This is a genomic window from Streptomyces sp. NPDC041814 (assembly GCF_055590565.1).
The window spans coordinates 393,289-404,111 of the sequence record NZ_JBVJAM010000008.1; the positions used below are offsets into that span (position 1 = coordinate 393,289).

At 71.2% G+C, this 10,823-nt stretch carries 12 protein-coding genes; 3 read left to right on the plus strand and 9 right to left on the minus strand.

The features are described 5' to 3' along the window. Positions 1–61 precede the first annotated feature (61 nt). The gene (locus ACZ6C6_RS22290) at positions 62–337 is read right to left on the minus strand and encodes a glutaredoxin family protein (protein ID WP_469205004.1); all 276 of its coding nucleotides are present in this window, start codon (positions 335–337) and stop codon (positions 62–64) included. A gap of 106 nt (positions 338–443) precedes the next feature. On the opposite strand from ACZ6C6_RS22290, the gene ACZ6C6_RS22295 reads away from it, so the two are divergent. From ACZ6C6_RS22295 to ACZ6C6_RS22305, 3 genes are all read left to right on the plus strand, one after another. After that, on the plus strand, positions 444–1,376 hold the full coding sequence (locus ACZ6C6_RS22295) for an HAD family hydrolase (protein ID WP_469205005.1): 933 nt from the start codon (positions 444–446) through the stop codon (positions 1,374–1,376). Between the two features lie 307 nt (positions 1,377–1,683). Then, positions 1,684–2,463 (plus strand): ECF subfamily RNA polymerase sigma factor, BldN family, encoded by a 780-nt coding sequence (locus tag ACZ6C6_RS22300; protein ID WP_469205006.1) that lies wholly within the window; start codon positions 1,684–1,686, stop codon positions 2,461–2,463. Between the two features lie 225 nt (positions 2,464–2,688). Beyond that, the gene (locus ACZ6C6_RS22305; RefSeq protein WP_469205007.1) at positions 2,689–3,885 is read left to right on the plus strand and encodes a DUF5667 domain-containing protein; all 1,197 of its coding nucleotides are present in this window, start codon (positions 2,689–2,691) and stop codon (positions 3,883–3,885) included. A gap of 27 nt (positions 3,886–3,912) precedes the next feature. On the opposite strand, the gene ACZ6C6_RS22310 is transcribed toward ACZ6C6_RS22305, so the two are convergent. The 8 genes from ACZ6C6_RS22310 to ACZ6C6_RS22345 all read right to left on the minus strand — a co-directional run bounded on the left by ACZ6C6_RS22310 (position 3,913) and on the right by ACZ6C6_RS22345 (position 10,697). Continuing rightward, the gene (locus ACZ6C6_RS22310; RefSeq protein ID WP_469205008.1) at positions 3,913–4,938 is read right to left on the minus strand and encodes a lysophospholipid acyltransferase family protein; all 1,026 of its coding nucleotides are present in this window, start codon (positions 4,936–4,938) and stop codon (positions 3,913–3,915) included. 15 nt (positions 4,939–4,953) lie between these two features. After that, a complete protein-coding gene (locus ACZ6C6_RS22315; RefSeq protein WP_469205009.1) occupies positions 4,954–6,036 on the minus strand; it encodes an NAD-dependent epimerase/dehydratase family protein in 1,083 nt (360 codons plus the stop codon). A gap of 137 nt (positions 6,037–6,173) precedes the next feature. Next, positions 6,174–6,272, minus strand: coding sequence for a 30S ribosomal protein bS22 (locus ACZ6C6_RS22320; RefSeq protein ID WP_003948845.1), 99 nt, complete (start codon positions 6,270–6,272; stop codon positions 6,174–6,176). Between the two features lie 109 nt (positions 6,273–6,381). Next, entirely contained in the window at positions 6,382–6,594 is a 213-nt protein-coding gene (locus tag ACZ6C6_RS22325; RefSeq protein ID WP_018104376.1) for a helix-turn-helix domain-containing protein, read from the minus strand. Positions 6,595–6,721: 127 nt separating this feature from the next. Further along, complete coding sequence (locus ACZ6C6_RS22330; protein WP_469205010.1) at positions 6,722–7,537, minus strand: phosphatase; 816 nt, start codon at positions 7,535–7,537, stop codon at positions 6,722–6,724. A 132-nt stretch (positions 7,538–7,669) separates the two neighbouring features. Further along, positions 7,670–8,842 carry an acetoin utilization protein AcuC gene (locus tag ACZ6C6_RS22335; protein ID WP_469205011.1) on the minus strand — a complete coding sequence of 391 codons (1,173 nt, stop codon included), beginning with the start codon at positions 8,840–8,842 and terminating at the stop codon, positions 7,670–7,672. Continuing rightward, on the minus strand, positions 8,811–10,010 hold the full coding sequence (locus tag ACZ6C6_RS22340) for an MFS transporter (RefSeq protein WP_469205012.1): 1,200 nt from the start codon (positions 10,008–10,010) through the stop codon (positions 8,811–8,813). Before ACZ6C6_RS22340 ends, ACZ6C6_RS22335 begins: the two co-directional genes overlap by 32 nt. Positions 10,011–10,052: 42 nt before the next feature. Then, positions 10,053–10,697 (minus strand): HAD family hydrolase, encoded by a 645-nt coding sequence (locus tag ACZ6C6_RS22345; RefSeq protein WP_469205013.1) that lies wholly within the window; start codon positions 10,695–10,697, stop codon positions 10,053–10,055. Between the last annotated feature and the right edge of the window lie 126 nt (positions 10,698–10,823).

Here is a 10,823-nt window from a genome sequence, read left to right on the forward strand (position 1 = left end):
ACTCCTCACGACTACGCCCCCGAGACCACTCAAAACGCCCACGATGGTAACCGGGTTTCACTCAGGAAAGCAGCGCGCTGCGCAGTCGCGCCGGGTCGACCCGCCAGAACGTGTGCTGTTCGTTATCCACGAGCACCACCGGGATCTGCTCCCAGTACTCCCGGTGCAGCTCCTCGTCCTGGGTGATGTCCTTCTCCTCCCAGGAGGCGCCGGTCTCCTCGCAGACCGCCCGGACCACCGCCCGGGCGTCGTCACAGAGGTGGCAGCCGGGCTTCCCCACCAGGGTCACCACACGCTCGGCGGGGTTCTTCTTCCTACGACGCAGCAAGGCACTCATACCTCTCATTCTCGGCCCCCTCCCGGAGCCCCCGGACACCAGGAGTTCACACCGCGGCACCACGCCGGAACCGGAACGGCCGGGCCGACTGGCTATGCTCGACCGCATGGCCGCTCTTGGATGGCTCACCCCCCGCAGGCGTTCCGCCACGGCCCGCAGCGTGCTGGCGGGCGAGGCGGCGGCGGAGGCCGCGCGGAAGTCCTCGCTGGAAGCCGGATCCGCCGTCGAGGAGACCGAGCCGGAGGAGCCCGAGTTCCCCGTCGTCGGCGACGAACGGGCCGCCGCCTTCTTCGACCTGGACAACACCGTGATGCAGGGCGCCGCACTCTTCCACTTCGGCCGCGGCCTGTACAAGCGGAAGTTCTTCGAGCGCCGCGAGCTCACCCGGTTCGCCTGGCAGCAGGCGTGGTTCCGGCTGGCCGGCGTCGAGGATCCGGAGCACATGCAGGACGCCCGCGACAGCGCGCTGTCCATCGTCAAGGGCCACCGCGTCTCCGAGCTGATGTCCATCGGCGAGGAGATCTACGACGAGTACATGGCCGACCGCATCTGGCCCGGCACCCGCGCCCTGGCCCAGGCCCACCTGGACGCCGGCCAGCGGGTCTGGCTGGTCACCGCGGCGCCGGTGGAGACCGCCACGATCATCGCCCGCCGGCTCGGCCTGACCGGGGCGCTCGGCACGGTCGCCGAATCGGTCGACGGGGTCTACACCGGACGCCTGGTCGGCGAACCCCTGCACGGCCCCGCGAAGGCCGAGGCGGTCCGCGCCCTGGCGGCGGCGGAGGGCCTGGACCTGGCCCGCTGCGCCGCGTACAGCGACTCGCACAACGACATCCCGATGCTGTCCCTGGTGGGCCACCCGTACGCGATCAACCCGGACACCAAGCTCCGCAAGCACGCCCGCGCCCGCGACTGGCGGCTGCGCGACTACCGCACCGGCCGCAAGGCGGCCAAGGTCGGCATCCCGGCCGCCGCCGGGGTCGGCGCCCTCGCGGGCGGCACGGCCGCGGCCGTCGCCCTGCACCGCCGCCGCCGCTGACCGGCCGCCGGAACCGCTGACTCTCCGCGCCTGCGTGCGTCAACACGGCACACCCTTTTCACCGGCCACAACCCGTCGCCCCGGTAGACAGATTCCGAAGCGATTCGATCAACAAGCGATCACGTCGTGCGACTTGGTGCGTCGAAAAGTAGGCACGGAAGCGACGCAATCGATGATTTGTGCAACTGGGCGTAGTGCGGCCTGTACGAAGCGTTATTCTCCTCAAACGCATTCCGGACCCGCCACTCACTACGACGAGTGATGGATTCGCACTGCTCGTGATGGAAGCTCTGCCTCTGGGAGTCCCGTGTACCCACACGTCGGGGTTGACGCCTCGGGCCTGGCTACGCTGCGCGCATCAGTAGCCGAACGCATGCGCGGCTTCGTCCCCACCGCGTACGCCGTACCCGCATTCGCCGCCCCTGTACCTGCCGGCCCCTGCTACGCCCTGGCCGAACGCGCCGCGGCGGTGGGAAGACGCGGCACCCGCGGGGCCGCGACCACCGCCGCCCCCGTCCGGCGGCCGGCCGCCGACAGCGACAGCGCGCGCATGATGGAGCTCGTCGAGCGCGCCCAGGCCGGCGAGGCCGACGCCTTCGGACGCCTCTACGACCAGTACAGCGACACGGTCTACCGGTACATCTACTACCGCGTGGGCAGCAAGGCGACGGCGGAGGACCTCACCAGCGAGACCTTCCTGCGCGCCCTGCGCCGCATCTCCACCTTCACCTGGCAGGGCCGCGACTTCGGCGCCTGGCTGGTCACGATCGCGCGCAACCTGGTCGCCGACCACTTCAAATCCAGTCGGTTCCGGCTGGAAGTGACCACCGGCGAAATGCTCGACGCCAACGAGGTCGCCCGCAGCCCCGAGGACTCCGTCCTGGAGTCCCTCTCCAACGCCGCGCTGCTCCAGGCCGTGCGCCGCCTCAACCCCCAGCAGCAGGAGTGCGTGACCCTGCGCTTCCTGCAGGGGCTCTCGGTCGCCGAGACCGCCCGCGTCATGGGCAAGAACGAAGGCGCGATCAAGACCCTCCAGTACCGTGCCGTGCGCACCCTCGCCCGGCTCCTCCCGGACGATGCCCGCTGACGGCACCCCCCGCCGGGGCGCTCCCGGCGATGTGTTCATCACGCACTGGTCCGATCATCTTTCGTGCGTAACCCAAGTGCCGCGCCACTCGTTGTGCCGGTTGCAGGCCCCCTGTCGTCACACCATGTCCGCGGACACTCACTCGTTCGTGTGGAAGCGCTCAAGGTGTGCAACCTTCCGGATCCCCAGGGGAGTCGACCGTCATGACGAGAGGAGGTGCCGCCAGTGATCGCAAACGTTTCGGCACACCGGCGGGCGAACGCCTTCGCCCAGGCCCTGGAGGAGCAGTCGCTCCGCGGTGCGGCGGCCGTGCAGCCCGAGGACCCGGCCGAACAGGCCGACCAAGGACCGCTGTTGGCCCTGGCGAACGGCCTCGGTGAGCTGCCGAAGCCGCAGTTGGACCCCGAGGTCAAAGTGGTGCAGCGAGCCCAGCTCGTCGCCGCCATGGAAGCCATGTTCGCCGAGGGCGGCGCGTCCGCGGACCCTACGGTGCCCGAGCAGCGGAGCAGGGGCAGCCACCGCGCCTCCCCGCTCCGCAAACTGCGCCCCAGATCCCGCTGGTCCAAGGGCCTTGCCGCGGGCGGGCTCACCGTCGGGGTGGCCGCAGGCGCCTTCGGCGGAGTGGCCGCGGCCAGCTCCGACGCCCTCCCCGGTGACTCGCTCTACGGGCTGAAGCGCGGCATGGAGGACCTCCACCTCGGCCTCACCCGCGACGACACCGACCGCGGCGAGATCTACCTCGACCAGGCGTCCACCCGCCTCGGCGAGGCCCGCCGCCTGATGGAGCGCGCCCGCTCGGGCGACCTCGACCACGAACAGCTCGCCGAGATCAGGCGCACGCTCAACGGCATGTCGCACGACGCCACCGAGGGCCACCGCCTCCTCCACGCCGCGTACGAACGGGACGGCGCCCTCGGGCCGATCCAGACCCTGGACTCCTTCTCCCGCTCCCACCGCGACACCTGGAGCAGCCTCCGCGACCGCCTCCCCGTCCAGCTGACCGACGTGGGCAACCAGGTCAGTTCGGTGTTCGCCGCCATAGACGAAGAGGTCGCGCCGCTCCAGTCGCTGTTCCCGCGCGCCCCGGAGAAGGGCCCCGAGTCCGGCCGCTCCGACTCCACGGGCACCGGCGCCGCCCCCTCCACCGACACGCGGACCCCGTCGCCCTCGTCCTCCCCCCGCCACGAGGACGGCGGCACGGGCTCCAGCGGCTCACCGCGCCCCTCGGACGCCGCCTCCAGCCCGGCGGACGGCCTGATCGGCGGCGGCACGGACGGCCTCTTCGACCCGCCGTCCCCGGACGCGACCAGCCCGTCGAAGGAGGCGCCGAGCGCGACACCGACGCCGGACATCACCATCCCGCCGCTGCTCCCGGGCCTCATCGGCGGTCTCGGCATCGACGCGGAGAACGAGAAGGGCTGACCGGCCCGCGTGGTGCGGCGGCGGCCGTCAGAAGAAGACCGACCGCCGCTGCACCAGCAGCTTGTACAGCGTGTGCTGGATCTGCTCCCGCACCTGGTCCGTCAGGTTGAACATCAGCATCGGGTCCTCCGCCGCCTCCAGCGGATAGCCGTCCGTCGGGATCGGCTCGCCGAACTGGATCGTCCACTTCGTCGGCAGCGGCACCGCACCCAGCGGCCCCAGCCAGGGGAACGTCGGGGTGATCGGGAAGTACGGGAATCCCAGCAGCCGCGCCAGCGTCTTCGCGTTCCCGATCATCGGGTAGATCTCCTCCGCGCCCACGATCGAGCACGGCACGATCGGCACCCCGGCCTTCAGCGCCGTCGACACGAAGCCGCCCCGCCCGAAGCGCTGGAGCTTGTACCGCTCGCCGAACGGCTTGCCGATCCCCTTGAAGCCCTCCGGCATCACACCGACGACCTCGCCCTGGCGCAGCAGCCGCTCCGCGTCCTCCGCGCACGCCAGCGTGTGCCCCGCCTTCCGGGCCAGCTCGTTGACCACGGGCAGCATGAAGACCAGGTCCGCCGCGAGCAGCCGCAGGTGCCGGTCCGCCGGATGGTGGTCGTGCACCGCGACCTGGAGCATCAGCCCGTCCAGCGGGAGCGTCCCGGAGTGGTTGGACACGATGAGCGCCCCGCCCTCGGCCGGGATGTTCTCGATGCCCTTCACCTCGACCCGGAAGTACTTCTCGTACACCGGCCGCAGCAGCGACATCAGGACCTGGTCGGTCAGCTCCTCGTCGTAGCCGAACTCGTCCACGTCGTACTCACCGGTGACCCGCCGCCGCAGGAAGGCGAGCCCGCCCGCGATCCGGCGGTCCCAGACGCCCCGCCCGGCCACGTCGGCCCCGTGCGGCTCCTCCGGCTCCGGCGAGGTGTCCGGGGAGCCCGAGGGCCCCGGCAGGGCGCTCACCGAGCCCGTACCGCGTACCGGAGACCGCCGGCGCGCGGCGCGCGGCACGGCCCCCGACCGCGAACGGTCGTCGTCGAACGGAATGACCTTGGCATCCGCCATCGTCGCTGCGCTCCTCTACCTGGCGCTCGGGGTCGTCGGGTGGGTGTCGTCGCCGGAACCGGGCCCGGCGATCCGGGGCACGGCCTCGGCCACGCGGTCCACGGCCCGGCCCACCACCCGGGGCGGCAGCAGGCCCGGCGCCCGGCTGCGCGCGAAGGCCGCGAACGTCTCCCCCGTCGTGTACCGGGGCGAGAATCCCAGCGTCTCCCGCATCTGGACGGTGGAGACCACCCTGCCATGGGTGAGCAGCCGGATCTGCTCCGGCGAGAAGTCCGTCATGCCCACCGTCCGCAGTGCCTGCCCGACCCAGGTCACCGCGGGCAGCAGCATCGGCACCGTGGGCCGCCCGAGCCGGCGCGCGCACTGGGAGAGCAGTAGCACCCCGTCCCCCGCGATGTTGAACGTGCCGCTGTTCAGCGTCCCGCGCCGGGGCTCGGTCGCCGCGATGGACAGGACGTCCATCACGTCGTCCTCGTGGACGAACTGGAGCCGGGGGTCGTATCCGAAGACGGTCGGCAGCACCGGCAGCGACAGATAGTCGGCGAGCGGCGAGTCCGCGTCGGGCCCCAGGATGTTCGCGAACCGCAGCACGCACACGGCCACGTCCGGCCTGCGGCGGGCGAAGCCCCGTACATATCCCTCGACCTCGGCCGCGTCCTTCGCGAAGCCGCCGCCGGGCAGCGACTTGGGCGGGGTGTTCTCGTGGAACACCGCCGGGTCGCGGGGCGCCGAGCCGTACACCCCGGTGCTGGACTTCACCACGAGCCGCTGCACCGCCGGAGCCTTCTGGCAGGCGCCGAGCAGCTGCATGGTGCCGATGACGTTGGTCTCCTTGACCGCCGTACGGCCCTGGGCACCGAGCGCGAAACCGCTGACGTCCAGGTGCACGACGGTGTCCACACCGTGCTCGGCGAGCACTCTGGCGACGGCGGGCCCGCGGATGTCCGCCTGTACGAAGAGGGCGTCGCCCAGCTCGTGTTCCGGATCGACCGCGTCGAGGGCGATCACCCGCTCCACGTCCGGATCGCGCTGGACGCGCCGGACGAAACGGCCGCCCAGCTGCCGGGCCGCTCCCGTGACGAGCACGACCTTCCCCAAGATCAGCGCCTTCCGTCGGTCTCCCGCATTCGGTCGGTCAGGACGTCACCGTAACCGGTGGACACCCCTCGCACACAGCACCGCAGCCCTCCCGCCGGGAACGGCGGAAGGGCTGCGGATTCACGAACTGCGTTCGCTTACTTCTTGTTGCGACGCTGAACGCGCGTGCGCTTGAGCAGCTTGCGGTGCTTCTTCTTGGCCATCCGCTTGCGCCGCTTCTTGATAACAGAGCCCACGACTACCCTCGCTCACTTCTTCTTCACTGGTGCGGGGCGTCTGGGCCCACACGACCTACGTCGGCCTAGCCTACCCGCCACCGCGTGAGGGACGTAATCGAGGGGAATGTCAGGCCGATGCCACCCCCACGAAGGACTCGCGCAGATACTCGTGAACCGCTTGCTCCGGCACCCGGAAGGACCTGCCCACCCGGATCGCCGGCAGATGACCGCTGTGCACCAGGCGGTACACGGTCATCTTCGACACCCTCATGACCGAGGCGACTTCCGCCACGGTCAGAAACTTGACCTCGCTCAGAGGACTCTCGCTGTCAGCAGCCATGACTCACCTGTACCTTCCGCACGAGACGCGCACCGGCTTCCCCTCCGGTGACTCTTCGTCGTTGTGCGCTCACTCCCCAGGTTAGGGGCGGGTGGTGCGAGTGGGGAAGAGGAGAGACGATCGGCCGCTACTGTGACAGACACGCCCGATTGAGTACATAGCGCGTGAGCGGCAGGTAGTACGCGGACCGCACCGCGTCGTCCAGCGGAACGGCCACCGCCACCCGCCCCTCGGCCTCCCCGACGAACAGCGCGGGATCGTCCGTATCGGCCAGCCCGATCGCCTCGATGCCCAGCTGACCTGCCCCGCAGACCCATCCGTGGTCCCCGACAACCAGCTCCGGAACGGGCCCGCGCCCGGCCGCGGCGGCCTCCAGCGCGACCCGCACGGGCAGCGGCGAATGGGAGTGTGCGCCGGTTCCACCACCGGCCGCTCCCGCGCCGGGTTCACGCACCAGCGCGACACCCCGTACGTAGTCGAGGTGGTAGGTACGTACGCCAAACCGAGTCGTTATGTCGATACATCGCCCCTGCGCCGGGGTGAGGACGGGGCAGCCGGCCGACGACAAAGCGTCTGCCAGCGCCGCGTAGAAACCGATCAGCCGGTGCGGATGCCCCGTCCCGAACAGCACCGGCACCCGCCGGGCCGCCGCCTCCGCCAGCCGTACGGCGAACGCGTCGAGCCCCGCCACCGTCCGCTCCGGATCGATGACATCGGGCCCGGTCACATGCGCGGGATCGTCCGACACCCCGCACCTGTCCGCCATCAGCTCCAGCAACTCGGGCTCGCCCCAGCCCCGTTCGGGGTCGAGGCCGAGCGTCACCCGGGGGTCCCTGGCCGCGAACAGCCGATAACTCCGCAGGCTCACCTCACGCGAGGTGGCCACGGGCCCGGCCAGCCGGGCCGCCAGCAGATGCGCACGCAGCGCTCCGGTGCTCAACACCCCACCGATGCTGCCCGAACCGGCCCGCCCGGGGGCCAAAAGCCCGATTACGCCCCACAGTCGGCGTAAACCGTACTCAACCCCGTAACCCCGTAAGCCCTCCGTGCCCGGATCAGGTCCTCCGTGCCCGGGTCAGGTGAGCAGCCCCCGCAGCGGGAACGCCGCCCGCCGCGTCGCGAGCACCGCCTGGTCCAGCCGGTCCGCCGGGTCGTACCCGTCCTCCCACGCCGCCCATGACGGCGTCCGCCCGTCCGTCATCCGCGCGGGCCCCAACTGCCGCGTCCGCGCGTACACCTCGTCCCGCCACGACGACGGGATCACCGACTCCGGGTCCACCGGGGCGTGCGCGGCGATGCCCACCAGGTGCGTCCAGGACCTGGGCACCACGTCCACCACCGCGTATCCACCGCCGCCGAGGGCCACCCAGCGCCCGTCGTCGGCGTACGTGTGCGCCAGGTCGTGGCACGCGGCCATCACCGAGCGCTGCGCGTCCAGCGACACCGCCAGATGCGCCAAGGGGTCCTCGAAGTGCGTGTCCGCCCCGTGCTGGGTCACCAGCACCTGCGGCCGGAAGTCCGCCAGCAGCTCGGGCACCACCGCGTGGAACGCCCGCAGCCACCCCGCGTCCCCGGTCCCGGCGGGCAGCGCCACGTTCACCGCACCGCCCTCGCCGCTCCCCGCCCCGGTCTCCTCCGGCCAGCCGGTCTGCGGGAACAGGGTGCGCGGGTGCTCGTGCAGGGAGATCGTGAGGACGCGGGGGTCCTCCCAGAAGGCCGCCTGCACGCCGTCCCCGTGGTGCACGTCGACGTCGATGTACGCGACGCGCTCGGCGCCCAGCTCCAGGAGCCGGGCGATGGCGAGCGCCGGGTCGTTGTAGACGCAGAAGCCGGCCGCGCCGCCCGGCATCGCGTGGTGCAGCCCGCCGGTGAAGTTCACGGCGTGCCGGGTCTCGCCGCGCCAGACGGCCTCGGCGGCGGCCACGGACTGACCGGCGATCAGCGCGGAGACCTCGTGCATCCCGGCGAACGCGGGGTCGTCCACGGTTCCGATGCCGTATTTCCGGTCGGCCGAGCGGGGGTCCGCGGAGGCGGCCTTCACCGCCGCCACGTAGTCCGGGCGGTGCACGAGCCGCAGCGTGGAGTCCCCGGCCGGCTTGGCCGCGACGACGTCGACCGCCCGGTCGAGGCCGAACGCCCGCACCAGGCCCATCGTCAGGGCGAGCCTGACGGGGTCCATCGGGTGGCTCTCCCCGAAGTCGTAGCCCGTTACTGCGTCATCCCACATCAGCTGTGCGCGGCCGCTCATGCCCGCCACCGTATCGGGCGGGTTCCGCTCCGAACGACTTGGCGTACAGCAGCGTAGCCAGCACCAGCGCCATCGGCACGAGCATGGCGCCCCGGTAGCTCCAGGCGTCCCCGAGCGCCCCGACGAGCGGGGAGCCGACGAGGAAGCCCACGTAGTTGAAGATGTTCAGCCGGGCGATCGCGGTGTCGCTCGCCCCGGGGAACATCCGCCCCGCCGCCGCGAAGGTCTGCGGCACGATCACGCACAGCCCGAGCCCCAGCAGGGTGAACCCGAGCATTCCGGTCCACGCCCCGCCCGCCAAGGCCACCACCGCGAACCCGCCGGCCGCCAGCACGCTCCCGCCCCGCACCACGGCCACCGCCCCGAACCGCCGCACCCCGAGGTCCCCGACGGCCCGCCCGAGCAGCGTCGTCACCATGTAGACGTTGTACGGGACGGTGGACAGCTGCTCCGAACTGCCCAGCACGTCCTGGAGGTACTTCGCGCTCCAGTTGGAGACCGTCGAGTCCCCGATGTAGGCGAACGCCATCACGAGGCACAGGGGAAGCAGCAGCCGGAAGGAGACCGCCCCGGCCGCACCGGCCGCCCCCTGCTCCGGTGTCTCCTCGCCGCCCTCCACGTACCACCGGCTCCCGACGAACGCCGCGGGCAGCATCACCACGACCGCCGGAAGGTACGAGACCAGCAACGACAGGTCCCAGTGCGCCCCCGCCCAGGCCATCGAGGCCCCGGCGATCCCGCCCAGGCTGTACGCGGCGTGGAACCCGAGCATGATGGACCGCCCGTACGCCCGCTGGAGGCTGACGCCCATCATGTTCATGGACGCGTCCAGCGCGCCGACGGCAAGACCGAACGCCCCGAGTGCCAGGGCGGCCTGCCAGAGCTCGCTGCCGGCGCCGACGCCGAGGAGCGCGAGGAGGACGACGGGCTGCGTCCACCGGAGGACCACCCGGGGCCGTACCCGGGCGACCACCTTCTCGGTGAGCACACTGCCCACCCCGGCCAGGATCGGGACGGCGGCGAGGAACACGGGCAGCAGGCCGTCGGATATCCCGTACCGGTCCTGGATCGCGGGGATCCTCGTCACCAGAAGGGCGAAGGTGGCCCCCTGCACGAAGAAGCTCAACGCGAGGGAGGCCCTGCCGTGCCGCAACCGTGCATCTGTCATGGCGGCGAGCGTAGGGCCACTTTCTACCCGTGGGTAGACGCGTCAGGCAAGCAATTCCGGCAGCTGGCTCATGTCGGAGAAATACCCGGTCACACCGGTCAGCCGGTCCGCGGGCATCATCGAGGTGAACCCGTAGACGTCCATGCCGGCCGCTCGGGCCGCCTCGACCCCGAGCGGGCTGTCCTCGATGACGACGCACCGCTCGGGCGCGACGCCCATGCGTTCGGCGGCGTACAGGAAGAGGTCGGGCGCCGGCTTGCCCACGCGGACGTCCTCGGCGCTGAAGATCCATTCCTCCTCGAACCACTGGTCGAGCCCGGTCTTCCGGTGGCTGACCCGGATGCGCTGGTGGCTGCTGGAGGAGGCGACGCAGTACGGGACGCCGTCGGCGACCAGCTTGCCCAGCAGGTCGTCGACGCCGGGGACGGGCTCCAGCTCCTCCTCGAACGCGGCGAAGATCCGCGAGTGGAGGGTGACGTCGAAGTCCTCGGGCAGCTTGGTCCCGGTCCGCTCCTGGACGAGGTCGTGGACGCGGTGCACGGCGGACCCCATGTAGTCCCGCAGGGATTCCTCGTACGACGTGGGGTGGCCCAGCTCCGTGAGGTAGCCGGCCAGGATGGTGTTGGAGATCGGCTCGCTGTCCACGAGCACACCGTCGTTGTCGAAGATGACAAGTTCGTAGCGCATGGCACGACTTTAGAGGGTCTGAACGCGAAAAAGCCCCGTGCCACAAGGGCACGGGGCTCTTCCTAAAAGGAGTTCGGCGGCGTCCTACTCTCCCACAGGGTCCCCCCTGCAGTACCATCGGCGCTG

What these genes read in the sequence shown, in the direction of transcription:
- ACZ6C6_RS22340 (WP_469205012.1), bottom strand. Translation starts at nt 10,010, where the DNA reads ATGACAGATGCACGGTTGCGGCACGGCAGGGCCTCCCTCGCGTTGAGC.
- ACZ6C6_RS22325 (WP_018104376.1), bottom strand. Translation starts at nt 6,594, where the DNA reads ATGGCTGCTGACAGCGAGAGTCCTCTGAGCGAGGTCAAGTTTCTGACC.
- ACZ6C6_RS22335 (WP_469205011.1), bottom strand. Translation starts at nt 8,842, where the DNA reads ATGAGCGGCCGCGCACAGCTGATGTGGGATGACGCAGTAACGGGCTAC.
- ACZ6C6_RS22310 (WP_469205008.1), bottom strand. Translation starts at nt 4,938, where the DNA reads ATGGCGGATGCCAAGGTCATTCCGTTCGACGACGACCGTTCGCGGTCG.
- ACZ6C6_RS22345 (WP_469205013.1), bottom strand. Translation starts at nt 10,697, where the DNA reads ATGCGCTACGAACTTGTCATCTTCGACAACGACGGTGTGCTCGTGGAC.
- ACZ6C6_RS22295 (WP_469205005.1), top strand. Translation starts at nt 444, where the DNA reads ATGGCCGCTCTTGGATGGCTCACCCCCCGCAGGCGTTCCGCCACGGCC.
- ACZ6C6_RS22290 (WP_469205004.1), bottom strand. Translation starts at nt 337, where the DNA reads ATGAGTGCCTTGCTGCGTCGTAGGAAGAAGAACCCCGCCGAGCGTGTG.